Below are 24376 nucleotides of genomic sequence, written 5' to 3' on the forward strand. Positions count from 1 at the left end.
GCCGCTAAGCGTCTGGCCTTCATCCCGTGCCCCTGTGGCGGAATGGTAGACGCGAACGACTCAAAATCGTTTGTCGAAAGGCGTGCCCGTTCGAGTCGGGCCAGGGGCACCATGCCGCCACGCGCTGTGGCTCGGCTCTCTCCCATGATGTTATGAGCACTTGCCTTTTACAGGGCATTCCATAGCCTTGCGCGCATGGGACATCTTGACATGCTTCGCTTGGCTCTGGCCGCCGGCACGGCGCTGGGCTTTACCTCCTCACCTGTGGCGGCGCAGGGGGGCAACGAGGTCGCGCAGGCGATTTCGGCCGATATGCCCGCGCTCATGGAGATCTACCGCGATCTGCACGCGCACCCGGAGCTCTCGATGCAGGAGACGCGCAGCGCCGGGATCATGGCCGAGGCCGCGCGCGAGGCCGGGTTCGAGGTGACGGAGGGCGTGGGCGGCACGGGCATCGTTGCCGTCATGCGCAACGGCGAGGGCCCCACGGTTCTTATCCGCGCGGACATGGATGGCCTTCCCGTGACCGAGCAGACCGGCCTTCCCTTTGCCTCGAAGATGAAGGGGGTATCCACGGCCGGAGTGGAGAGTGGCATCATGCACGCCTGCGGCCATGACACCCACATGACCGCCTGGATCGAGACCGCGCGGCTGCTCTCGGCCCGGCGCGAGGCGTGGTCGGGCACGCTCGTGATGGTCGGCCAGCCTGCCGAAGAAATGGGGACCGGTGCGCGCGCAATGCTGGCGGACGGCCTCTATTCCCGCTTTCCCAAGCCGGATTATGCGCTGGCCTTTCACGATTCCGCCGCAATGGAAGCGGGCAAGGTCGGCGCGGCCGTGGGCTGGGCGCTGGCCAACGTCGACAGCGTGGACATCCTCGTCAAAGGCCGCGGCGGGCACGGAGCTTACCCCCACACCACGATCGACCCGATCGTGCTGGCCAGTTCGATCGTCATGAAGCTGCAGACCCTGGCGTCACGTGAGATCGATCCCAAGGACTCGGTCGTGGTGACGGTCGGTTCGTTCCACGCAGGCACCAAGCACAACGTCATTTCCTCCAGCGCCAAGCTGGAGCTGACGGTGCGCAGCTACTCGGATGAAACGCGCGCCAAGCTGCTGGAGGGTATCCAGCGGATCGCGCGCGGCGAAGCGCTGGCCGCAGGCGTCCCTGAAGAGGACCTGCCCGAGGTGAGCTGGAAGGAGCTCTATACCCGGGCGACCTGGAACTCGCCGGAATTTACAGAAGAAACGCTGGGGCGGCTCCAGGCGAAGATGGGGACCGACAAGGTCGGCGAACTCCCATCCGTGATGGGCGGGGAGGACTTTGGCGAGTACCGCCGCGCCGATGAGGAAAACATCAAATCGATCATCTTCTGGGTCGGCGGTGTGCCCGAGGCCGCCTACAAGGCCGCGCAGGACGGCGGGCCGCCCTTGCCCTCGCTTCACAGCGCGTTCTGGGCGCCCGAAGCGGACAAGGTCATCGGCTCGGGCGCGGAGACGTTGACGCTCACCGCGCTTGATATCCTCGGCACGAAGTAGGCGCGCCTTGTGGCCTATGTTCGGTCAGCCGGCGGGCTGGCCGGACGAGGGCAGGGCACCCATCGCGCGCAGGTCATCAGGGCCAAGGCGGATGGCGGGCAGTTCGCCGCGCTCCTCGTCGTGCAGGGCCAGCCATTCCTCGAGCGTCATGCCCGCTGGCAGATTGGCTGGAGGTGCCGACGGCGCGAGGGGGGATGTGGGCAGGAGGTCCGGGCCGGGTTCGTAGCCGGGCTCATGGCGCATGTCGTGGCCCTGAGCATAGGCCATTGCGCCTGATGGGGCAGGGCGCAGCACCGGGTCCGGGCCGAACTGCCCGGCTGTATCGCGGCGCGGGCGTATCTTGATGAGGTTCTTGGCCGCGCCTTTTGCGGCCTCGCCGATCGCATCCTCCGCGTCGGCCTCATGCGCGGCCGCGGCAGCGAGGGCCGCCTTGCTGCGCTCGCCGTCGGCGAACACGGCCAGCATGCCCGTGGCGACGAGCGTGATGGCTGCGAAGTGTACCGAGATCTGCTTAAGCGAGAGTTTGCCGGCTGACGCGCGGCTGGTGCGTATTCCTGTCATGGCAGCGCGGCATCTAGCGCGAGGCGCGTAACACCATGGTTTCCTCTCGTGGTTAGCGCATGGTTTACAGTCAGTCCCGGAAAGGCGTCGGGCGCCCTCAGAAGTGCCGCACGTTCCTGTAAAATACGCCGACATTTTGCATGGGCGGCAGCTGTGAAGGCCCCATGATCCGGGATTTGCGTCCTTGTGTCCCGCGGGCAGACGGGTAGTGATGTGTTAGTTTTACCGACAGTTTACGCCTTGGGGTTAAGCTGACGTCACACGTGTTAACATGCACAAGGATAGCGACCCGAGGCGATGGTCCGGCTTTTCAAACACTACATCCCCTACGCGGTGATCCTGCTGTGTATTGTCGACTTCGCCCTGCTCGTCCTCGCGAACGAGCTGTCCTGGCGCTTGCGGGCGATGCAGATCGGTATGGACATGGGCTCGCTCCTGGCGCGTATGGCCGCGCACGGCGCTTTCGGGGCCGTGATGATCCTCGCGATGGTTTCGGTCGGCGTCTATGCCTCGGAGGCGCTTCGTTCCATGCGATTTGCCGCCGCGCGCCTGCTCGTTGCAGTCTCGCTGGGCGTGATCGCGCTGGCCTTCGTCGACTTTGTTGTGGCCAGTGAGCAGTTCTGGCGCTCCACCCTTGTCTATTCGATGGGCCTGGCAATCGTGCTGTTGATGGGCAACCGTCTCTTCTTCCACGCCGCCTTCGGCTCCGCCGTGTTCCGGCGCCGTGTCCTGGTGCTGGGCTCGGGCGCGCGTGCGCGGCGTATCGAGGTGCTCTCCAAGCGCCCGGAAAGCGGCTTCGCGGTCGCCGGTTTCGTCGATATGAACGAGGGGCCTCCCTGCGTGGAGGGGGCAACCCCGCGCGCGGAGATCGAGAACCTCACCCGTTTCGTCGAGAGCCTCGGGGTCAGCGAGGTCGTGCTGGCCCTGCAGGAGCGGCGCAACGCGATGCCGCTCAAGGACCTGCTGCGGATCAAGACCGCCGGCGTTCACGTCAACGATTTCTCGAGCCTGGTCGAGCGCGAGACCGGCCGGATCGACCTCGACACGGTCAATCCCAGCTGGCTGATCTTTTCGGATGGCTTTTCGTCAGGGCGTGCCGTTTCCAGCGCGGTCAAACGTCTCTTCGACATCGTTGCAAGTTCCTGCGTTCTGCTCCTGACCGGCCCGGTGGTCCTGGTCTTCGCGGTCCTCGTCAAGCTCGACAGCAAGGGGCCGGCCTTCTACCGCCAGTCCCGTGTCGGCCTGTTCGGTGTGCCTTTCGATGTCATCAAGTTGCGCTCGATGCGCAGCGATGCGGAAGCGGCCGGAGCGCAATGGGCGACCAAGGACGATCCCCGCATCACCCGGCTGGGCCGTTTCCTGCGCAAGCTGCGGATCGATGAACTGCCGCAGGCCTGGACGGTCCTCAAAGGCGAGATGAGCTTCGTCGGGCCCCGCCCGGAGCGACCCGAGTTCGTGGCCGACCTCGAAGCGCACATTCCCTTCTTTGCCGAGCGCCATATGGTCAAACCCGGAATTACCGGGTGGGCGCAGATCAACTATCCTTATGGCGCGTCGGTCGAGGATTCGCGCAACAAGCTGGAATACGATCTCTATTACGCGAAGAACTACACGCCCTTCCTCGACCTCCTGATCCTGTTGCAGACCCTGCGGGTCGTGATCTGGAGCGAGGGAGCTCGATGATGGCCTGGAACAGTCCCGATATCTGGACCACCATCGCGATCGCGCTCGACCTTACGGGCGCCATTGCGACGGCGGCCGTCGGCCTCTCGCTGTGGCCACGCCGCCACCGTCTTGCCGGTGCGGGCGGGGCCGCGCTCTTCGCCCTGTTCCTGACCTCCTTGTGGAGCCTTTCGGTGGCGGCCGTCGCGGTCGGGACGGTGCCGCCGATCCTGGCATCGCTGTGCGAGACCGCGCGCAACATGGGATGGCTCTTTGTCGTCTTTCGCCTGTTCGGCGGCGATGGACGCGACACCACGCTGGCCCCGATCCGCCCTGTCGTCATCGCGCTGTGCTTTGTCGAGATACTGCATCTGGGCATCGACTATGGGATGGGAACCCTGCCACTGCCCCCCGAATTGCGAAGCCTGGCCTTCGAATTCAATGTCCTGTTCCGGCTCCTGGTGACGGTGGGTGGGCTGGTCCTGGTCCACAATCTCTACGCGGGCTGTTCGCACGATGCGCGCCCGGCGCTTCGCTGGCCGACGATTGGCCTCGCCGTGCTGTGGGCCTTCGACCTCAATCTTTACACGATCTCGTACCTCGCCGGGTCCTGGCCGCGCGAAGTGGCGGCCCTGCGTGCGGTGGCGACGGTGATCCTTGCGATGTTCATCGGTCTTTCGGTCGCGGCCAACCGGGACGAGTTGAAAATCCGTCCTTCGCGTGCGGTCACGTTCCAGACCTTTTCGCTGCTCGTGATCGGGGCCTATCTGGTGGGGATGGTCGCGGTGGCGCAGTGGCTGTCCTATGCGGGGGGCAACTTCGCGCGCCTGCTCGAACTCGCCTTCCTGACCCTCGCCAGCGCGATTGCGCTGGTGGTTCTGCCCTCGCGCAAGCTGCGCAGCTGGCTCAAGGTGACGCTGGCCAAGCACTTCTTCCAGCACCGCTACGATTACCGCGAGGAATGGCTGCGCTTCACCCGCACCATCGGCAGCGGGGGGGAGAACGCCGCGCCGCTGGGCGAACGCGTGGTCAAGTCGGTGGCGGACTTGTTCGAGAGCCCCGCAGGACTTCTCCTCGCGCCCGGTGAGCAGGGCGAAATGACGCTCGCGGCACGCTGGAACTGGCCCGAGATCGAGGTGCCGGGTGTCGCGATGTCGCTGCAGAGCCAGTCCTACCTTGAACGCACCGGCTATATTGTCGATCTCGACGAAGTACGCGGCCGCAGCGCAGCCCCGGATGCGGACACGGTATTCGAGATCCCGGAGTGGCTCCTCGCCGATGCGCGCAGTTGGGCGGTCATTCCGCTCGTCCACTTCGAGCGCCTGGTCGGCCTTGTGGTGCTCGCCCGGCCGCAGTTCGCGCGCACCTTTGACTGGGAGGACCTCGATCTCCTGCGCGTCATCAGCCAGCAGGTGGCGAGCTACCTTGCGGAGAACGCCAGCCAGACTGCGCTGGCCGAGGCCAACCGGTTCGATGACTTCCACCGCCGTATCGCGTTCGTCATGCACGACATCAAGAACCTCGCGAGCCAGTTCAGCCTGCTTGCCCGCAACGCCGAACTGCACGCCGACAAGCCGGCCTTCCGTGCCGACATGCTGGTGACCTTGCGCAATTCCTCGGAGAAGCTGAACGCTCTGATCGCCCGGCTCGGGCGCTACGGTAACGGCGCGGTGGAGAAGCTGGAGAACATTCGCACCCGCGACGTACTGGCCGCGGTCGGGACCAGTTTCGAGAACAGCGCGCAGTTCGTGGCGGTGGATTCGCCCGATCTGGCGATTACCGCCAATCGCCATTCGCTCGAGCAGGTGCTGGTCCACCTTGTACAGAACGGGATCGATGCAAGCGATCCGCATAGCCCTGTCTTCCTGTCGGTCGTTCCCGACGGCCTCCATGCCCGTTTCGAGGTGCTCGATTCCGGCTGTGGCATGTCTGCCGAGTTCGTGCGCAACGGTCTATTCAAGCCTTTCGTGTCAACCAAGAGCGGAGGCTTCGGGATCGGTGCGTACGAGGCGCGCGAACTGGTGCGCGCGATGCGCGGCCGGCTCGACGTGGAATCGCGCGAGGGGCTGGGTTCGCGCTTCGTCGTGCGTATCCCGCTCAGCGAGGCGACCAATCTCTACCAGAACCTCACGAAGAATGATCAGAAAGTCGCGTGATGAGTGATACTGCCGCAAAGTCGCTGCCCAAGCTCCTCATCGTCGAGGACGATGCCGGGCTTCAGGCCCAGCTCAAGTGGGCTTACGAGGACTTCGAGGTCATCGTGGCCGGCGATCGTCCCTCGGCGCTTGCCCTCCTGCGCTCCGAGGCGCCCGACGTGGTGACACTCGACCTGGGGCTGCCGCCCGATCCCGATGGCACGAGCGAGGGGTTTGCCGTTCTCGACGAGATCATGGCGCTCAAGCCCGACACCAAGGTCATCGTCGCCAGCGGCCATGGTGCGCGGGAAAGCGCGCTGACCGCCATCGCGCGCGGAGCCTACGACTTTTACCAGAAGCCTGTCGACATCGATGCACTGGGCCTCATCGTGCGCCGTGCGCTCCAGCTTCACCGGCTGGAGGAAGAGAATCGGCGCCTGTCCTCCAAGGTCGAGAAGGAGGAAAAGGTACTGGGGCGGATGATCACCGCCGCACCCGAAATGCTCAAGGTCGCGCGCACCATCGAACGCGTCGCCAACACCAATGTCTCGGTCATGCTGCTGGGGGCGAGTGGGACCGGCAAGGAACTGCTCGCACGCGGCCTGCACGATGCGAGCGACCGGGCGCGCGGCGAGTTCGTCGCCATCAACTGCGCTGCGATCCCCGAGAACCTCCTCGAAAGCGAACTGTTCGGCCACGAGAAGGGCGCCTTTACCGGAGCGGTCAAGACGACGCCCGGCAAGATCGAGCAGGCAGGGGGCGGGACCCTGTTCCTCGACGAGGTGGGCGACATCCCGCTCCAGCTCCAGGTCAAGCTGCTGCGCTTCTTGCAGGAGCGCGTGATCGAGCGGGTGGGCTCGCGCGAATCGATCCCGGTCGACACGCGCATCGTGTGCGCCACCCATCAGGATCTCGATGCGATGATCGCCGATGGCCGTTTCCGCGAGGATCTCTACTACCGCCTCGCTGAAATCGTCGTACGCATTCCCAGCCTGGCCGAGCGTCCGGGCGATGCAACGCTCCTCGCCAAGACCTTCCTTGCGCGCTACGCGGCCGAGATGAACCCCAAGGTGCGCGGCTTTGCCAGCGATGCTCTGGCCGCGATCGATGCCTGGCCCTGGCAGGGCAACGTGCGCGAGCTGGAGAACCGGGTGAAGCGCGCGGTGATCATGGCCGACGAGAAGCTGGTCTCGGCCAGCGACCTCGACCTCGCCGATCCTGACGAGCAGGTCATCAACGCGCTCAATCTCAAGACCGCGCGCGAGCAGGCTGACCGCAAGGTGATCCGCCATGCCCTGGCGCGCAGCGAAGGTAATATCTCCAGCACGGCCAAGATGCTCGGGATCAGCCGTCCCACGCTCTATGATCTGCTCAAGCAGTACGACCTGCAGCCCTGATGCCCCGATGACGGTGGGAAGATGGACGTGGGGGCGCGCCGCGCTGGTGTCGGCTCTGCTCGTGCTGTGTCCGCTGCCCGGTAGCGGGGAGGGGCGCGGGCAGGAGCCGGTGGCCGCGTCCGCGCTCATCGATGAGGCGCGCGCGGCGCTGGCGCGCGCCGATGGCATTGCGGCCGAAATGAAACTGCGCGCCGCGCTCGGCAATGGGGCATCGCGCGGTGAGGTCGCGGCCTGGATGGGCGAAGCCTATCTGGCGCAAGGGCAGCTTGCCAAGGCGCGGTCCTGGTTGGAGGAGGGCGGCTTTGCCCCCGGCAGCGCCGCACGCGGCTGGCGCGCGCTGGCCCGCCTGGAGCAGCTTTCAGGGCACTTCGAGGCTGGACAGGCGGCCTTCGCCAAGGCGCGCGCGCTGACCCCGGATGACCCGGAACTGTGGGTCGAGATGGGACGGCTGGATTACGTGCGCGGCGCTCACATGGACGCCATTGCCGCAGCCGACCATGCGCTGGAACTGGGGCCGCACAACGCCCGGGCCTTGCAGTTCAAGGGGCAGCTCGTGCGCGATCGCTATGGCCTTGCGGGTGCCTTGCCGTGGTTCGAGAAGGGCATCATGGCTGCGCCTGCGGACGTGTCGCTGCTGCTCGACTACGCGGCAACCCTTGGCGACCTCGGACGCGCCGGGCAGGCCGTAACGGTCACGCGGCGCGTGCTCGAACTGATGCCCGGCAATCCGCAGGCCTACTACCTTCAGGCGGTGATCGCCGCGCGCGCCGGAAATTTCGAGCTGGCCCGCAGCCTGCTTGCGCACACGGAAGGCCAGCTCGATACGGTAGCCGGTGTCCAGCAACTGCGCGGCGTGGCCGAACTCGCGCTCGGCAATCCGCAGACCGCGATCGAGGCGTTCGAGGCGGTGCTGCGCCAGCGGCCTGACAGCCGCCGCACCAAGGACCTGCTCGCCCGCGCGATCTACGAGGCCGGGCAGTTCCGCTTTGCGACGATGCGCTTTGGCACGGAGATCGCCCGGGACGAGGCGTCGCCCTACCTGCTGACCCAGGTGGCCCGCGCGTACGAGGTCCTGGGAAATCGCCAGAAGGCCGGCGAACTGCTCGACCGCGCCGCGCGCCCGGCACAGGCGCAGCTGCGTGTTGTCGGGCGAGCTGGGCGGATCGGTAGGCTACTTGCCGAAGGGCAGGGGCGCGCGGCCGAACAGGCCGCCGAGGCGATGCGCCGCGAGAGGCCCGGGTTCTTCGACAGCCAGGCGCTTGCCGGCGATGTCCAACTGGCACTCGGCCATCCCGCCGCCGCGCAGGAGCGCTATGCTCTTGCCACAAGAGTGCGCATGCCCCCCAGCCTGTTCCGCCGCCGCGTGGAGGCTTTTCTTCTCGCCGGCGATCCGAAGGGCGCGCAAGGCCTGGTGCAGGGCTATCTCGATCAGAACCCGGAGAGCCGCGTGGCTCTGCGCGCAGCGGCCGGGCTGGCGATGGCGAGCGGGGACTATCTGCGCGCACGGGCAATCCTGATCTGGCTGCGCGAGAACGGCGGCGCGCGTGATGTGCGCCTGCTCTGCGATCTGGCCCTCGTCGAGACGGGGCTGGGCAACCCGCAAGAGGCACGCGAGGCGGCGCAGGCGGCCTACCGCCTCCAGCGCTCCAGCCCGGACGCGGCGCAGGCGCTCGGCTTTGCGCTGGCCGCTTCGGACGAGGCGCCCGGCACCGCCCGCGCGCTTCTCGCCAAGGCGCGGAGCATGGTTGGAGAGACCCCGCTCATCGCCGAGGGCGAAGCGCTGCTGGACGAGGCGCCGAACGCCGGGTGAGAGGAGACCAGCTCAGCCCTTGCGGGGCTGGTAGGTCTGCTCGGGTCCGGGAAAGCTGCGCGCGCGCACTTCGCTTGCGTACGTCGCCGCCGCGGTCTCGATCTCCTCGGCGAGATTGGCATAGCGCTTCACGAAGCGGGGCACACGCTCGAACAGGCCGCACATGTCCTCTGTCACGAGCACCTGCCCATCGCACTGCGCCGAGCCGCCGATGCCGATGGTCGGGCAGGCGATGGCCTTGGTGGCGGCAATCGCGATCGGCTCGACCACGCCCTCGATCACGACCGCAAAGGCCCCTGCCGCGTCGAGCGCCTTGGCATCGTCCACGATCTTCTGCGCCTCGGCGTCCGAGCGTCCGCGCGCGTTGTAGCCGCCCAGTACGTTCACCGCCTGGGGGGTAAGGCCGACATGGCCCATCACCGGAATGCCGCGCTGCGTCAGGAAGGCGACGGTTTCGGCCATGGCCTCGCCGCCCTCCAGTTTGACCGCCGCGCAGCCGGTTTCCTTCAGCAGGCGGGCCGCGTTGGCAAAGGCCTGCTCGGGCGACTGCTCGTAAGTGCCAAATGGCATGTCGACGACTACGGCGGCGTGGTAGCTGCCCCGCACGACGGCGGCGCCGTGGTTGATCATCATCTCCAGCGTGACGGGCACACTGGAGGACAGGCCGTAGATCACCTGGCCCAGGCTGTCGCCCACGAGCAGGAGGTCGCAGTGCGCATCGAGCAGCTGCGCCTGGCGCGCGGTGTAGGCGGTGAGCATGACGATGGGCTCTGTCGTGACGCCATCATCCTTGCGCGCGCGGATGGCCGGGATCGTCAGGCGCTTCATCGGCGCGGGCGTGGGATGGGCACGGCTGGTCGCCGTGTCGAGCTGGAACGTCGTGGACATGGCCTCTCCTTTGGTGTGCCCGTTATGTGCTGCGCCTCCTAGCGGGAGGTGAAACTTGGCGCAAATGGCATGTTTTGCGCGGATTCCTGTTCAAAGGCCGCCCTTATGGGGCTTGCAGCTATTGCCTTGCGCGCGCCTTGGACTAGCTTGCGCCCATCAGCGAATTCAGGGATCCACGCATGTTTGGACGCGTCAAACCGCTCGACGCCATTTTGGCGACGGCGGAAAAGAAATCATTACATCGCTCGCTCGGGGCCATCCAGCTGACGCTTCTGGGCGTTGGCGCGATCATTGGCACCGGTATCTTCGTTCTCACCTCGGAGGCCGCGCAAAAGGCGGGGCCGGGCATGATGTGGGCCTTCGTCATCGCCGCGGTCGTCTGCGGCGTGGCGGCCCTGTGCTACTCCGAGATCGCCTCGATGGTGCCGGTCTCGGGCTCGGCGTACACCTATACCTACGCGGTCATGGGCGAACTGCTCGCCTGGATGGTGGGCTGGGCGCTCATCCTCGAATATGCGGTGGCCGCCAGCGCCGTTTCGGTCGGCTGGTCGGGCTACTTCGTGGGCCTTCTCAACAGCTGGGGCATCACCTTGCCCCATGCGATCTCGGTCGGGCCCTATGCGGGCGGTATCGTGAACCTGCCCGCGCTCCTGATCGCGCTGCTGGTGACCGCGCTGCTGATGGTCGGCACCACCGAAAGCGCGCGCGTCAACGCCGTGCTCGTGGCGATCAAGGTTACTGCACTTACGGTCTTCATCGTGCTCACACTGCCCGTCATCAAGGGCGAGAACTTCGAACCCTTCATGCCCAACGGCTGGTTCGGCAATGGCCAGGGCGCGGGCCTTGGCGCGGTGGGCGCGGCGGCCTCGATCTTCTTCGCCTATGTCGGCTTCGACGCGGTCTCGACCGCGGCTGAGGAGACCAAGAACCCCCAGAAGAACGTGCCCATCGGCCTGATCGGCAGCCTGGCGATCTGCACCGTTTTCTACCTGCTGGTTGCCGCAGGCGCGATCGGCGCCATCGGCGCGCAGCCGGTTTCGGGCCCCAACGGCGAGATCCTGGCGCCCGGCACCTCGATGCTGGCCGACCAGTGCAAGAGCCTTGTTGCCGCCGGCACCGAGCCGCTCGTCTGCTCGCGCGAGGCGCTGGCCCACGTGCTGCGCGCGGTGGGCTGGGAGCGTGTGGGCGACCTCATCGGCGTAGCCGCCTTCCTGGCGCTGCCCTCGGTCATTCTGATCATGCTCTTTGGCCAGACCCGCATCTTCTTCGTGATGGCGCGCGATGGCCTTCTCCCCGAGAAGCTCGCCTCGATCCACCCCAAGTGGAAGACCCCGCACATCGTGACCATGATCACCGGCGTTGCCGTCTCATTCTTTGCCGCGTTCCTGCCGGTGGGCCAGCTGGCCGACATCTCGAACTCGGGTACGCTGTTCGCCTTTTTCATGGTGGCCCTGGCCGTCCTGATCCTGCGCCGCACCCAACCCGACCGTCCGCGTCCGTTCCGCACGCCGCTGGTGTGGGTGGTTGCCCCGCTGGCCGCGGCTGGCTGCTTCGGCCTGTTCCTCAACCTGCCGTTTGAATCGAAGATGGTTCTTCCGGTCTGGGGCGGCATCGGCCTGATCGTCTACTTCGCCTACGGCTACCGCAAGAGCCACGTCGGACGCGGCCTTGTCGAGGTGCATGAGAGCGACGCCGATGCGCCACCGCAGCCGGTCCCGCCGATCGACTGAGCCTTGCGCATCAGGTTTCGAAACAGAAAAAGGGGGCGTCTGGGCGCCCCCTTTTTCGTGCGGGGAGGGAGATCGCGCTGACGATATCCTCATTGTGCGCACAGGTTATCCACATGCATCTCCACGCCCTTGCGCACAGCAAGGCGATTGCAAACGCACGCCAATGAGAACATAATGAGAACATTGTTCCCGTAACGGTGTTCTGCCATGACTTCGCATCCGTCCCTTTCCCTCCCGACCGCCGCCGAGCTTGGCGCCACCCGTCTTGGTGAGCAGCAGGGCGCGCGATGGACGCCGGGACAGGCAGGGGAAGCCACCGCGCATGGCGAGATCTTCGCTGCGGGCGATGAGGGCGCGGGCGCCGCGCTGGCCCTTGCCCTTGCGCTTGATCGCCAGCAGGCCCGCGCGCCCGATCCGCTGGCCGACACGCCCGATACGCGCATGTGGCTCTGGGTGCAGGATCGCAAGGCCCTGACCCACAGCGGACGCCCTTACCGGGCCGGGCTTCCCGAGAGCTTGCGCGACCGCCTGATCCATGTCGCGGTGAAGAGCCCGGAGGATGCGCTCTTCGCGCTTGAGGAAGGGCTGCGCTGCCGCGACCTTGCCTTCGTCATCGGCGAGATTTCGGGCAACCCGCGCGCGCTCGACATGACCGCCTCGCGCCGTCTTGGTCTTGCTGCGGAGCGTCATGGCGTGCCGTTCTGGCTGGTCCGGCTCGATGCCCGGCGCGATCTTTCCTCCGCGCGGATGCGCTGGGAGGTGGCCTCCGCGCCGTCCCTTGCGCCGCGCTGGAACGCGCAGGCGCCCGGCGCGCCCAGTTGGCAGGCGCAGCTCTTCCGCGCGCGGCGCCATCCTCCGGGCCAGTGGCTTTTGCGTGGGGATGGACGGCTGGTGGCCGAAACCGGCGGCGCGGCTCCCGAACTGCAGAACACCCTGGCGCGTGCCAAGGGAGGTGGCGGGGCCTGACGCGCCATGCTGGAAGGAGCCTCCTCCCGCCGTATCCTCGGCATCTGGCTACGTGTTCTGGCGCTCGACCGCTGGCGGCTGGGCGAAGGCCTTGCCGAAGGGGAGGGCGCTGATGCCCACCCGCTCGCGCTGATCGCCGAGACCGCGCATGGGCCGCGCATTGCCGCGGCCAACGCGGCGGGGCTCACCGCAGGCGCACAGGCGGGCATGATGCTGGCCGATGCACGCACGCTTTGTCCTGACCTCGCCGTGGCCCCGTCCGACCCGGCAGGAGACTTGGCGTTTCTGGAAAAGCTTGCGGGCTGGGCGCTGCGCTGGGGGCCCTGGTCCGCGCTTGATCCCCCCGATGGCCTGCTGGTCGATGTGACCGGGGTCGCGCATCTGTTCGGGGGGGAGGCGGCGCTGCTGGCCGATGCGCGCAGGGCCTTTGCGCGCCGCCGGCTGGCGACGCGCATGGCCATCGCGCCCACCGCCGGAGCCGCCTGGGCGCTTGCGCACCATGGCCCGGACGGGGCGATCCTGCGCGAAGGGGACGATCCGGTCCAGCGCCTCGCTAGCCTTCCCGTGGCCGCGCTCCGGCTCGACGGGGACGTCCTGACAGTTCTGCGGCGGCTGGGGCTCAAGCGGCTGGGAGATCTGGACGGCGTGGCACGCGACGCGCTGGTGCGGCGCTTTCGCAACCGCCGTTCGGCCAGCGCCAACCCGCTCATGCGCATGGACCAGCTTCTGGGCCGCGTGCCCGAACCGCTTCTGCCTGTCCTTGTTACCCACGCCCCGCTTGTCCAGCGGCGCTTGCTCGAACCGATCCGCCATCTGGCCCTTTTGGAGCAGGTGGTGCGGGATCTCTCGGGGGATATGGAGCGCGTGCTGGAAGGCCGGGGGGAAGGGGCACGGCGGCTCGAGTTGGGCCTCTGGAAAGTCGATGGCGAACTCGTCGTGCGCAAGGTCGAGATGGCGGCGCCCTCGCGCGCGGCCGCGCATCTGGCCGAGCTCTTCGCGCGGCGGATCGAGGATGTCGATGCGGGCTTCGGGATCGAGATGGTGCGCCTGCGTGCGCCCTGGTGCGAGCCGCTCGACCTGGCCCAGGGCGATCTCGAACAGGCAGGCGAGGAAGGCGAGGCGCGCGGAACCAGCCTTGCGGCTTGCGTAGACCGGCTGACGGTACGCCTCGGGGCCGGGGCGGTGGGCCGCCCGGTTCCCTTTGCCAGCCACATGCCCGAGCGTGCGCAGCGCTGGCAGGAACCTCTAGCCCCCCTCAAAACTTCGCAAAGCGTATCCGATTTCAAGATCAGACCTTTGAAAATACTGGATAATCCAGAACCTATATCGGTGATTTACGAGACACCGGACGGCCTGCCCCGGCGCTTTCGCTGGCGAGGCGCAACGCACGACGTCTTGCGCTCCGAAGGGCCCGAACGCATTGCCCCGGAATGGTGGCGGGAGCGCGGCGCCGTGCGCCTGCGCGACTATTACCGGATCGAGGATGCGACAGGACGTCGCTACTGGATCTATCGCAGCGGGGTTGTCGGAGACGGGCGCGGGGGTGTCCCGGCGTGGTTTCTCCAAGGGATCTTTGGGTAGATTTAAATCTATATTTTTCAGTTATTTAATGTCTACATTTCAAGTTTATAAGGAATTTTCCGAGGGCCATCGCCCTCGGGCTCCCCATCCCGTCTAGCTCACCTTGCGCGCGCCACATTGGTTGAGAAAGGCGAGGTTGCCGATTTTGGGGTCAAGGGACGATGGCCCCTTGAAAACGTATTTCCTTCTTCAGGTCGATCTGCTTCTCGGCATTCCCGCAAGAGAGGCTCGCGCAGGCGACAGTGGCGCGGTAGAGGGCGTCATGGCAGGTGGCAGGACCAAGATCTATTTCGACGGCGGTTGCCGTCCCAACCCGGGCCGCATGGAGGCGGCGGTCGTCGTGCGCGGCGAGGCGCATCTGTTCGACGATATGGGAGAGGGCGGCAGTTTCGATGCCGAGTGGATAGCGCTGCTGGAGGCGCTCGATCTTGCCTGCCGGATTGGCCTTGAGGACGTGGTCCTGCTCGGCGATGCGCTGGCCGTGGTGAACGAGGCGCAGGCCGTGCTGGACGGTGGTTCGGGGCGGGAGCTCTACGCCGCGCGTTTGCGCGCCCTCATCGCAGGTGGTCCCAGAGTGCGCGTGCGCTGGGTCCGGCGGGGGCAGAACCTTGCCGGGATCGCCCTCGACAGGCGGCGCCTGCGCTGAAGGCGCGTTGCCCGATTACCCGGCAATCGCGCCAAATTTGCCTGCCTGGTAGTCTTGGATCGCCGCGTGGATTTCCTCGCGGGTGTTCATCACGAAGGGGCCGTGTGCGACAACCGGCTCGCCAATGGGATCGGCGTGCCCGTAGAGCAGGGTTACGGGGGCTTGCGTGGTGATCTCCACCTCGTCACCGCCCTGGTCGAGTTCGACGAGATGCGCTTCCCGGCACGCAGTGCGGCCAATGACCGGCTCGCCCGTAACGACATAGAGGAACACCGTGCGCGCCGAGGGAGCCGGCAGCGTCAGGCTGGCCCCGGCCTCCAGTTCCACCGTCATCATCGCCACCCCGGTAAGCGAGGTATAGGGCCCTGTCTCCTCGCGGAACTCGCCAGAGATCAGGTTCACCGTTCCGCCTGGCACCGCGATGGCCGGAATGTCCGCGCGCTGCAGGCCGGTGTAGGAGGGTTGGGTCATCTTGAGGCGGGCGGGCAGGTTGACCCACAGTTGCAGGATCTCGAGCGGGCCGCCGCTCTGTTTGAAGCTCTCCGGGCTGATCTCGGCGTGGATGAGCCCCGAGCCCGCCGTCATCCACTGGATCCCGCCTTCACCGATCACGCTTTCGTGCCCGCCGCTGTCGAGGTGTGCCATCTCGCCCTTGAGGATGAAGCTGACCGTCTCGAAGCCGCGGTGCGGGTGCGGGCCGAAGGGGAGGCTATGGTTGCCGGGGGCATAGACCTGCGGGCCATGGTGGTTGAGGAACAGGAATGGATCGAGCTGGGGCAGATCGCGGCTCGGCAGCGGGCGGCGCGTGGTGAGGTCGCCGATATCGTCGCGAAGGGCGGGGTGCTGGCGGAGAACCTGGCGCATGGAGAGGTCTTTCTTTGGGATGCAGCGAACGTGCGCTCAACGGCGCGAGGTCGGCCTTTGTTTCAATTCGTCGAGGGCGTCCGCGTTGTCGCGCCCCCAGCCGTAGAGCAGTTCGACAGGCTCCACGAAGCGCAGGCCGAGCGGTGTCAGGCGATATTCGACCGCGGGTGGGATCGTGCCCTGGACGTGGCGCGATATGAGACCGGAATATTCCATATCTCGAAGGGTTTGCGTCAGCATCTTCTTGGAGATTCCAGGAAGGCTGCGCAAGAGCACACCGGTGCGCGCGGCCCCTTCGTGGCGGGCGTGGAGCGTGTGCAGGACCATGCTGGTCCACTTGGTCGCGAAGAGTTCGAGGACCCGGCGCGGCGCGCAGTCCTCGCGCCACTGGTCCTCGGGGGTACCTGGTTGCATGGGTGGTTACCTCCTGGTGCCTATGTCCCGAAATGGTGCCTTCTGGAAGGGTCGTGCATTCCTGCCTAGATCGGGGGCCAAGGTAAACCTGCAAAGCTGAGAAACGGAGAATTGCATGACCCGCACTGCACTCGTGGTGGGCGCAACTGGCATTACCGGCAGCGCCGTCGCGCGCGAGCTCGTCGCCGAAGGCTGGAAGGTCCATGCCCTTGCTCGCCGCCCGCAGGAACAGGACGGGGTGATGCCGGTCGCGGCCGATCTGCTCGACGAGCAAGCCACGAAGGCCGCCCTGGCGGGCATCCATCCTGACGCGGTCTTCCTCACTACATGGCTGCGCCGGGACAGCGAGGTCGAAAACATCCGCGTGAACGGCGCGATGGTGCGCAACCTGCTGGCCGCGCTGCCTCCCGCCCGCAGTACGCGGCACGTGGCGCTGGTGACCGGGCTCAAGCACTACCTCGGGCCCTTCGAGGCCTACGGTAAGGGCCTCCTGCCCAAGACCCCCTTCCGCGAGGAGCAGGGGCGGCTCGATGTCGAAAATTTCTACTACGCGCAGGAGGACGAACTCTTCGCCGCGGCCGAGCGCGATGGCTTCACCTGGTCGGTCCACCGCCCGCACACGGTGATCGGCAAGGCCGTGGGCAACGCGATGAACATGGGCACCACGCTGGCCGTCTATGCCACGATCTGCCGCGAAACGGGGCGTCCCTTCACCTTCCCGGGATCGGCGATGCAGTGGAATGGCCTCACCGACATGACCGACGCGCGCCAACTGGCCCGCCAACTGGTCTGGGCCGCAACCACACCTGAGGCGGCGAACGAGGCCTTCAACATCGTCAACGGCGACGTCTTTCGCTGGAGCTGGATGTGGCAGCGGATCGCGCAGTGGTTCGGCATCGAGGCTGCGCCGTTCGATGGCACCGTGCGCCCGCTGGAGGAGCAGATGCGGGGCGATGCCGCCATCTGGACCGGCATCGCGGCGCGCCATAGCCTTGCCGAGAGCGATCTTACGCGCCTCGCGTCCCCCTGGCACACCGATGCCGATCTGGGGCGCCCCATCGAGGTCGTCACCGACATGGGCAAGAGCCGCAAGCTGGGATTTGCCGGGTACCAGGCGACCGACGAGGCGTTCTTCGATCTCTTTGCCAAGCTGCGCGCCGATCGCCTCATCCTCTGAGCGTGCCGCGCATTGCGCGCGCGCTCTTGACAGTCTTGCGCCCGAAGCGGGACAACCGGCGCACTTGAGGGGAGTGCGCCGTTGAAGCAGGTTCTGGTGTTATGCAGCGCAGTCCTGTGCGCTCTGGTCCTGGCGATCATGGGGACCACGCCTCCGTCGCCGCGCGGACAGGATGCGCCCGGCGAGGCGTTCTCGGCCGAAAGGGCCATGGCGCATGTGGATCGGATCGCCCGTAGACCACACCCCAGCGGTTCCGCCGAAATTGCGCAGGTACGTGCCCTGCTGAGCGCGCAGCTGCGCGAACAGGGGCTGGTGGTGCGTGAACAGGCAGGCGCGTTTGACGATCTGAGCCGCCAGCATCTCAACGCGAGGGCGGGGCTGGACAGAGCGGAAATCCCGCTCGTCAACGTCGTTGCGCAGCTGCCCGGACGCGATCCCTCGCTGCCCGGGGTGGCCCTGATGGCGCACTACGACAGCGTTGAGGGCTCGCCCGGCGCAGCCGATGATGGAGCCGGGGTGGCCACGATCCTTGAAACCGTGCGGGCCCTGAAGGCAGGGCCTGTTCCAGCGCGCACCCTTTACGTTCTCCTGACCGATGGCGAAGAGGCCGGGCTTCGCGGAGCCAGGATGTTCTTCGAAGCCGCGCCCGAGGCCGAGCGGATCGGCGCTATCATCAACCTCGAGGCGCGCGGCGGCGGGGGTGTGGCCCGCATGTTCCAGACCTCACGGGACAACGGCGAAGTGGCGGGTCTCTGGGCGAAGGCGGCGAGGCACCCGGGCGGGGATTCGCTGTCGACCTTCATCTATGCCTTCCTGCCCAACGACACCGATCTTACCGTTGCGCTCGAGCGCGACTACGCGGCCTGGAACTTCGCCTTCATCGGGCGGCCCGAACTCTACCATTCGCCCCAGGCCACACCAGCCAACCTGGACCGGGGTTCGCTCCAGCAGATGGGCGACCAGACGCTGGGGCTGACCCGGGCGCTGCTGGGCGCGGAACACCTCCCTGAGCCTGCGCCCGGTCGGGTCTTCTTCGATGTCTTTGGCCTCTTCGTGCTCGACTACGCGCCGGTGTGGGGCTGGGTCATGTTGGCCCTTGCCGTTGCGGGCGGCGGGCTGGCGGTCGCGGGACGTGTCGAGGGGTGCGCGGCGCTGAGCGGGCTGGTGCGGATGCTGGTGCTGCTGGTCGGATCGGCGCTGGTCTTCACGGGCCTCAACATGCTCTCGGTCTCGGGCGAGGGGGTGAACTACTATGACAGGCTGGCCGCGATCCAACGCCTTCAGGCCATGGTCGCCTTGGCCGCCGTGGCGCTGGCCGTGGCGACGTTCGGCCGCAAGCCCCGGGGCGTGAGCGGCGACGTCGGCGCAATGGTGCCGATCCTGCTGCTGGGCGGCGCGGCACAGGCGCTTGCGCCGGTGGCGGCCTATCCGCTGACGATCCCGCTCATGCTGACGGGGCTTGCCGCCGGGCTGCGGCGTTTCGTTCCTGCTGGCCTTGCGCTGGTGGTGGACGGCGTGGTGGCGGCCGTGAGCCTGGGGTACGGCCTGACGCTGGGCTTCCTGCTGATGCAGGGGGTGGGGCCGGATATGCCGGGCGCGGTGGCGCTGCCGCTGGGCGTGGCCGTGATGACCTTGCTTCCCTTGCGTCCGCAGCCGCTTTCACGCGGAACCCTGGCCATTTGCGTGACTTGCCTGCTCACGGCGGCGGTGGCAGTGGCCGCCTGGGTGCGCTTCGATGACATGGCCGCGACGATCGCCACCTATTCCTAGGCTCCGGGCTGGCGCAGGGTCAAATAAGAACATATAAGGAACATTATTCCTTTCGTGATTGCGTTCGTTTGCCATGCCCGAAGCTCCGCTGACCCCTGATCGCCGCCGTGTGACTGTCGATCCCGACAGCGTGGAGCCGCCTGCGCGCAGTTCCTTCGTGGAACTGGGGCTGGTGAGCTGCTTCTCGTTTCTGCGCGGGGCCTCGGATGCGGTGAGCCTGGTCGAGACCGCGTATGAGCTGGGCTACGATGCCATCGGCATTGCCGACGTGAACTCGATGGCAGGCGTGGTGCGCATCCACGCCGAGGCCCGCGCGCTCAAGCTGCGCCCCGTCATCGGCTGCCGGGTCGAGACCGTTGAGGGGCTGACCTTCCTTGCCTATCCGCAGGACCGCGCGGCCTATGGGCGGCTTTGCGCGCTGATTTCAGCCGGGCGCATGGGGACGCTCGACGGGGAATGGCAGGACAAGGGCGTATGCGAGATTTCGCTGGCGATGCTGGCTGCGCGGGGGGAGGGCGTCCACCTCGTGCTGGTGCCGCCGCGCGACCTGGAGGAGCGTTTCACGATTGCCGTGGAAAGCAACGTGGTTGCCCTTGGGGGGGAGGGCGCGCAGGCCCCGGCGTTGCTTGAACGCACAGGCTCACTGGAAGAGCTGCTGCCCGACCTTGCCGTCCACCTCCCCGGGCTTGGCCACATTGCCGCGTGCTATCTCCATGTCGGGGATGATGTGGCGCGGATCGCGCAGCTTGACGCGATGGCGCGCGGGGCAGGGCTTGCGCTGCTCGCCACCAACGACGTGCTCTACCATGCGCCCGAGCGCCGTCCGCTGCACGACGTGATGACCGCGATCCGCCACCGGACCACCGTCGCACGCGCCGGATTGGCGCTGGAGCCCAATGGCGAGCGGCACCTCAAGTCCCCGGCCGAGATGGAGCGGCTCTTTGCGCGCTGGCCCCACGCGATCCATGCCGCGCGTGACCTCGCCGATGCCTGCACCTTCAGCCTGGAGGAATTGCAGTACGAGTACCCCGAAGAGATCTGCCCGGGCGGGCGCGATCCGCAGGCGCAGCTTGAGCTCCTGACCTGGGAGGGGGCGGCCCGGCGCTACCCCGAAGGCACACCCGAGGCGGTGGACGCCACGTTGCACCGCGAACTCGCGCTGATCGGCAAGATGGGGCTGGCGCGCTATTTCCTGACGATCAAGGACATCGTCGATTTCGCGCGCGGGCAGGAGCCGCCGATCCTGTGCCAAGGGCGCGGCTCGGCGGCCAATTCGGCGGTCTGCTACTGTCTCGAGATCACCGCGGTCGATCCGGCCAAGCACGCGCTGCTCTTCGACCGCTTCATTTCCGAGGAGCGCAAGGAGCCGCCCGACATCGACGTCGACTTCGAGCACGAGCGGCGCGAGGAGGTGATCCAGTATATCTACAAGCGCTACGGCCGCCACCGGGCGGGGCTGTGCGCCACGGTCATCCACTACCGTCCGCGCATGGCGATCCGCGAGGTGGGCAAGGCGATGGGCCTGACCGAGGACGTGACAAGCGCGCTCGCGCGCACCGTCTGGGGTGGCTACGGCAAGGAAATCGGCGAGAAGCACGTCAACGAGACGGGCATGGACCTTACTGATCCACACTTGCGGCGTGTTCTCAAGTTGACCGAACAAATGATTGGTATGCCAAGGCATTTGTCGCAGCACGTGGGCGGGTTCATCCTCACTCAAGGGGCGCTGAGCGAAACCGTGCCGATCGGCAACGGGGCCATGGCGGACCGCTCCTTCATCGAGTGGGACAAGGATGACATCGACGCGCTGGGCATTCTCAAGGTCGATGTACTGGCGCTCGGCATGCTTACCTGCATCCGTAAGTGCCTGGACCTGCTGGGGGCGCATCATGGCCGCGACCTGACGCTGGCCACGGTCCCGCGCGAGGACCCGGAGACCTACGCGATGCTGCGCAAGGGAGATTCGCTGGGCGTGTTCCAGGTGGAGAGCCGCGCGCAGATGAACATGCTCCCGCGCCTGCGTCCGCGCGAATTCTACGACCTTGTCATTCAGGTCGCCATCGTGCGCCCCGGCCCCATCCAGGGCGACATGGTCCATCCCTACCTCAAGCGGCGGCGCGGGGAGGAGGCGGTGGCGATCCCCGCACCCGCGCCCGAGCATGGCCCGCCGGACGAGTTGACCAGTATTCTCGCGCGCACGCTGGGGGTTCCGATCTTCCAGGAGCAGGCGATGAAGATCGCGCTTGATGCCGCGAAGTTCTCCAGCGCCGAAGCCAACCGGCTGCGCAAGGCCATGGCGACCTTCCGTTCGCGCGGGATGGTCCACGAACTGGAGGACATGATGGTTGGGCGGATGGTCGCGCGCGGTTACGATCCCGATTTCGCCGAGCGCTGCTTCAACCAGATCAAGGGCTTTGGCGAATATGGGTTTCCCGAAAGCCACGCGGCGAGCTTTGCGCACCTTGTCTACGTGTCGAGCTGGCTGAAATGCCATTTCCCGGCGGCTTTTGCCGCCGCGCTCCTCAATTCGCAGCCCATGGGCTTCTACGCGCCCGCGCAGATCGTGCGCGATGCGCGTGAGCACGGGGTGGAGGTCCGTGCCGTTGACGTGAACCACTCGCACTGGGACTGCACGCTGGAGGATTCTCCCAGGGACGCTGGACGTGTCGCGTTGCGGCTGGGTCTGCGGCAGATCGATGGTTTCCCCGAATACGCCGCGGCCAAGCTGGTGGCCGCGCGCACCGCAGGTGGGGCCTTCGCCGACGTTGCCGCCCTGCGCGAGCGGGCGCATCTGGGGCCAGCCCTGGTCGAGAAGCTGGCCTCGGCCGATGCCTTCTCCTCGCTTGCCCTGCCGCGCCGCCAGGCCCTGTGGGAGGCGCGCAGCCTGATCGCCGCGCCCGACCTTCCGCTCTTCGCGGCGGCGGCGGCCCGCGACGAGGGGGCTGAGACATCGCCCACACGCCTCCCGGGCATGCCTCTCAGCGAGGAAGTGGTCGCCGACTACCAGACCCAGCGGCTGAGCCTGAAAGCGCATCCCATGGCCTTTCTGAGGGCATCCCTGGCCGAACGTGGCTTCGTACGCTGCGGAGATCTGCGCGCGCGCAAGTTTCGCGCGATGGTCAAGGTCGCGGGCGTGGTCCTCATCCGTCAGCGCCCGGGAAGCGCCAAGGGCGTGTGCTTCATCACGCTGGAGGACGAGACGGGGGTAGCCAATATCGTGGTCTGGCCCGATCTCATGGAAAAGCAGCGCCGCGTCATCATGGGGGCGCGCGTCATGGAAGTGCGCGGGCGGGTCGAATACGACGACGAGGTGATCCACGTCATCGCCGCGCACCTTACCGACGCGACGCAGGACCTGCACCGCTTGTCCGAGGACCTTCTGCCCGCCTCCCCGGCGCGTGCCGATCATGTGACCAACCCGTTGCCGAGCCGCGCCGAGCATATGGCCGCGGCCGGGGCCCGAGGCGACGGATCGGGGGAGGCCTTCACGCCGGTCGAGCCCTGGCGCGCGCCGGGTCCGGGCAACCGCGATTGCGGCTACCATCGCAGCCACCCGCGCGATGTCCGCGTGATCCCCAAGTCACGTGACTTTCATTGAATTTCGCTATCGTTCGTTATGTATTTGCACGACGTTAACCACTTGGGCGCATGTCTAGCCGGGGAATTGAAGGAGGAGATTGCGACGTGGCGCTTATCAAGGCGTTCTTTCCGGCCGGGCTGCTGACTTGGATCGTGGCGGGTATTCTGGGCTCGCAGGGCATGCGTGGCGGCGTACTCCTGCTCGAGCGCGCGTCGATCGACGGCCATACCTTTTTCTGGTCCTGGCCCCTGTTCCTGGCCGCAACCGGCCTGTCCTGGTTCGTCGTGGCCATGCTGAGCGACTGAGACCGCCACTTGCAGGACACGCCAGGCGGGAGCAAAGCGGCGCGACACGGCTTGTAAGGGCCATGTTCTCGTTTCTTGGCCGCCTGCCTCTCGACCGGATTGCCCTCGTTCTCCTGGCGCTGGTGTGCCTTGTGGCGGCCGGGCTGACCTGGCTCGCCGATCATCCCGAACACGATCCGCGCGCGCCGCTGACGCTTGACCAGCCCGAGGGGTGGGCCACCGGGCTCAAGCTCGCGGCCCTGCGTGACGATGCCAAGGCATGTGCCGCCTTTCTGGAGCGCAGCGCCATCAGTCCTGAGATCCTGCCGGCCACCGGCGATGGCGCCTGTCGGCGCGAGGATCGCCAGCAACTGGCCGCGGTCTCTGCCTTGGGATTTGGGCTACGCCCCTCCACGGCGCAGACGACCTGCGCGGTCGATGCCGCCTTTGCGCGCTGGCTGCGCCATGGCATCGAGCCCGCGGCGCGCGCACATCTGGGGCAGGGTGTCGCCCGGATCGAGCACATGGGGACCTACAACTGCCGCCGGATCGGTGGCGGCGAGGAGGGAAGCTGGAGCGAGCACGCTACCGGCAACGCCATCGACATTGCGGGCTTCGTCCTGGAGGATGGCACGCGCGTCACCGTGCTCGACGACTGGGAGGAGGAGAGCGGCGGCAAGGCGGCGTTTCTCCACGCGGTGCGCGATGCAGCCTGCGGGCCCTTTGCGACCGTGCTTTCGCCCGACTACAACGCCGCGCACGCCAATCACCTTCATCTGGACCAGGCGCGGCGCACGATGGGCGCTACGGCCTGTCGCTAGGACGAGGTGTCATGAATGTGATGGGAGGGCGCTCTGTCGCACCCGGTCCGGCGCTTTGGCCGGGAAGAGAAGTGGTGACCCCTACGGGACTCGAACCCGTGTTTCAGCCGTGAAAGGGCCGCGTCCTAGACCGCTAGACGAAGGGGCCGTTAAGCCATTTTAAAACCTGCCAGGCACAGCACCGAAATGGTGACCCCTACGGGACTCGAACCCGTGTTTCAGCCGTGAAAGGGCCGCGTCCTAGACCGCTAGACGAAGGGGCCACGAAGGCCATGTAAGGCGTTTCAAAAAAGCTTGGTGACCCCTACGGGACTCGAACCCGTGTTTCAGCCGTGAGAGGGCCGCGTCCTAGACCGCTAGACGAAGGGGCCGTTAAGCCATTTTAAAACCTGCCAGGCACAGCACCGAAATGGTGACCCCTACGGGACTCGAACCCGTGTTTCAGCCGTGAAAGGGCCGCGTCCTAGACCGCTAGACGAAGGGGCCAAACCGTGCTGCGCCGGTGGCAGGACCGCGCCTCTAGCGGGGGTCCCATGAACGGTCAACCCCTA

Annotated in this window: 18 protein-coding genes and 5 tRNA genes; 15 read left to right on the forward strand and 8 right to left on the reverse strand. The window is 66.8% G+C overall.

Annotated features, from left to right (window positions below; translation table 11 throughout):
- Positions 1-28: 28 nt before the first annotated feature.
- A tRNA-Leu gene (locus tag MTR65_RS03410) sits at positions 29-112 on the forward strand.
- Between the two features lie 98 nt (positions 113-210).
- Complete coding sequence (locus MTR65_RS03415) at positions 211-1539, forward strand: amidohydrolase (RefSeq protein WP_243797066.1); 1329 nt, start codon at positions 211-213, stop codon at positions 1537-1539.
- Between the two features lie 24 nt (positions 1540-1563).
- On the opposite strand, the gene MTR65_RS03420 is transcribed toward MTR65_RS03415, so the two are convergent.
- Positions 1564-2100 carry a hypothetical protein gene (locus MTR65_RS03420; RefSeq protein ID WP_243797068.1) on the reverse strand — a complete coding sequence of 179 codons (537 nt, stop codon included), beginning with the start codon at positions 2098-2100 and terminating at the stop codon, positions 1564-1566.
- 297 nt (positions 2101-2397) lie between these two features.
- Here MTR65_RS03420 and MTR65_RS03425 point away from each other — a divergent pair, with 297 nt between their 5' ends.
- Genes MTR65_RS03425 through MTR65_RS03440 form a run of 4 tightly spaced genes read left to right on the forward strand, consistent with a single transcriptional unit; the run spans position 2398 to position 9104 of the window.
- On the forward strand, positions 2398-3783 hold the full coding sequence (locus MTR65_RS03425) for a TIGR03013 family XrtA/PEP-CTERM system glycosyltransferase (RefSeq protein WP_243797070.1): 1386 nt from the start codon (positions 2398-2400) through the stop codon (positions 3781-3783).
- A complete protein-coding gene (gene prsK, locus MTR65_RS03430; protein WP_243797072.1) occupies positions 3783-5918 on the forward strand; it encodes an XrtA/PEP-CTERM system histidine kinase PrsK in 2136 nt (711 codons plus the stop codon). Before MTR65_RS03425 ends, prsK begins: the two co-directional genes overlap by 1 nt.
- The gene (gene prsR, locus MTR65_RS03435) at positions 5918-7294 is read left to right on the forward strand and encodes a PEP-CTERM-box response regulator transcription factor (RefSeq protein WP_213501576.1); all 1377 of its coding nucleotides are present in this window, start codon (positions 5918-5920) and stop codon (positions 7292-7294) included. The genes prsK and prsR overlap by 1 nt, the downstream gene beginning before the upstream one ends.
- A 7-nt stretch (positions 7295-7301) precedes the next feature.
- Entirely contained in the window at positions 7302-9104 is a 1803-nt protein-coding gene (locus MTR65_RS03440; RefSeq protein ID WP_243797075.1) for a tetratricopeptide repeat protein, read from the forward strand.
- Positions 9105-9116: 12 nt separating this feature from the next.
- On the opposite strand, the gene panB is transcribed toward MTR65_RS03440, so the two are convergent.
- Positions 9117-9992, reverse strand: coding sequence for a 3-methyl-2-oxobutanoate hydroxymethyltransferase (panB, locus tag MTR65_RS03445; RefSeq protein ID WP_243797077.1), 876 nt, complete (start codon positions 9990-9992; stop codon positions 9117-9119).
- 179 nt (positions 9993-10171) lie between these two features.
- Between panB and MTR65_RS03450 the strand changes: the two genes are divergently transcribed.
- From MTR65_RS03450 to MTR65_RS03465, 4 genes are all read left to right on the forward strand, one after another.
- A complete protein-coding gene (locus MTR65_RS03450; RefSeq protein ID WP_148626517.1) occupies positions 10172-11722 on the forward strand; it encodes an amino acid permease in 1551 nt (516 codons plus the stop codon).
- 207 nt (positions 11723-11929) lie between these two features.
- Positions 11930-12688 carry a hypothetical protein gene (locus MTR65_RS03455; RefSeq protein WP_243797079.1) on the forward strand — a complete coding sequence of 253 codons (759 nt, stop codon included), beginning with the start codon at positions 11930-11932 and terminating at the stop codon, positions 12686-12688.
- A 6-nt stretch (positions 12689-12694) separates the two neighbouring features.
- Complete coding sequence (locus MTR65_RS03460; protein ID WP_243797082.1) at positions 12695-14269, forward strand: DNA polymerase Y family protein; 1575 nt, start codon at positions 12695-12697, stop codon at positions 14267-14269.
- Positions 14270-14438: 169 nt separating this feature from the next.
- Positions 14439-14915, forward strand: coding sequence for a ribonuclease HI (locus tag MTR65_RS03465; RefSeq protein ID WP_327194310.1), 477 nt, complete (start codon positions 14439-14441; stop codon positions 14913-14915).
- A gap of 15 nt (positions 14916-14930) precedes the next feature.
- Here the strand turns inward: MTR65_RS03465 and MTR65_RS03470 are convergent, their stop codons facing one another.
- Both MTR65_RS03470 and MTR65_RS03475 read right to left on the reverse strand, forming a co-directional pair.
- Positions 14931-15779: a pirin family protein gene (locus tag MTR65_RS03470; RefSeq protein WP_243797084.1), complete on the reverse strand. Its 849-nt coding sequence runs from the start codon at positions 15777-15779 to the stop codon at positions 14931-14933.
- Between the two features lie 36 nt (positions 15780-15815).
- The gene (locus tag MTR65_RS03475) at positions 15816-16193 is read right to left on the reverse strand and encodes a winged helix-turn-helix transcriptional regulator (protein ID WP_213501588.1); all 378 of its coding nucleotides are present in this window, start codon (positions 16191-16193) and stop codon (positions 15816-15818) included.
- Positions 16194-16308: 115 nt separating this feature from the next.
- On the opposite strand from MTR65_RS03475, the gene MTR65_RS03480 reads away from it, so the two are divergent.
- The 5 genes from MTR65_RS03480 to MTR65_RS03500 all read left to right on the forward strand — a co-directional run bounded on the left by MTR65_RS03480 (position 16309) and on the right by MTR65_RS03500 (position 23825).
- A complete protein-coding gene (locus MTR65_RS03480; RefSeq protein ID WP_243797087.1) occupies positions 16309-17370 on the forward strand; it encodes an SDR family oxidoreductase in 1062 nt (353 codons plus the stop codon).
- Between the two features lie 96 nt (positions 17371-17466).
- On the forward strand, positions 17467-19140 hold the full coding sequence (locus MTR65_RS03485; RefSeq protein ID WP_243797089.1) for a M20/M25/M40 family metallo-hydrolase: 1674 nt from the start codon (positions 17467-17469) through the stop codon (positions 19138-19140).
- A 73-nt stretch (positions 19141-19213) separates the two neighbouring features.
- On the forward strand, positions 19214-22738 hold the full coding sequence (locus MTR65_RS03490; protein ID WP_243797092.1) for an error-prone DNA polymerase: 3525 nt from the start codon (positions 19214-19216) through the stop codon (positions 22736-22738).
- 86 nt (positions 22739-22824) lie between these two features.
- Positions 22825-23025 carry a hypothetical protein gene (locus MTR65_RS03495; RefSeq protein WP_243797094.1) on the forward strand — a complete coding sequence of 67 codons (201 nt, stop codon included), beginning with the start codon at positions 22825-22827 and terminating at the stop codon, positions 23023-23025.
- Between the two features lie 62 nt (positions 23026-23087).
- The gene (locus tag MTR65_RS03500; RefSeq protein ID WP_243797096.1) at positions 23088-23825 is read left to right on the forward strand and encodes an extensin-like domain-containing protein; all 738 of its coding nucleotides are present in this window, start codon (positions 23088-23090) and stop codon (positions 23823-23825) included.
- Between the two features lie 72 nt (positions 23826-23897).
- Here the strand turns inward: MTR65_RS03500 and MTR65_RS03505 are convergent.
- The 4 genes from MTR65_RS03505 to MTR65_RS03520 all read right to left on the reverse strand — a co-directional run bounded on the left by MTR65_RS03505 (position 23898) and on the right by MTR65_RS03520 (position 24311).
- A tRNA-Glu gene (locus tag MTR65_RS03505) sits at positions 23898-23973 on the reverse strand.
- A 39-nt stretch (positions 23974-24012) separates the two neighbouring features.
- Positions 24013-24088 (reverse strand) — tRNA-Glu (locus MTR65_RS03510).
- 32 nt (positions 24089-24120) lie between these two features.
- Positions 24121-24196, reverse strand: a tRNA-Glu gene (locus MTR65_RS03515).
- 39 nt (positions 24197-24235) lie between these two features.
- Positions 24236-24311 (reverse strand) — tRNA-Glu (locus tag MTR65_RS03520).
- Positions 24312-24376 lie beyond the last annotated feature (65 nt).

Origin of the sequence: Novosphingobium mangrovi, assembly GCF_022818885.1 — a bacterium.
In the GTDB taxonomy this organism is placed as follows: Bacteria; Pseudomonadota; Alphaproteobacteria; order Sphingomonadales; family Sphingomonadaceae; genus Novosphingobium; species Novosphingobium mangrovi.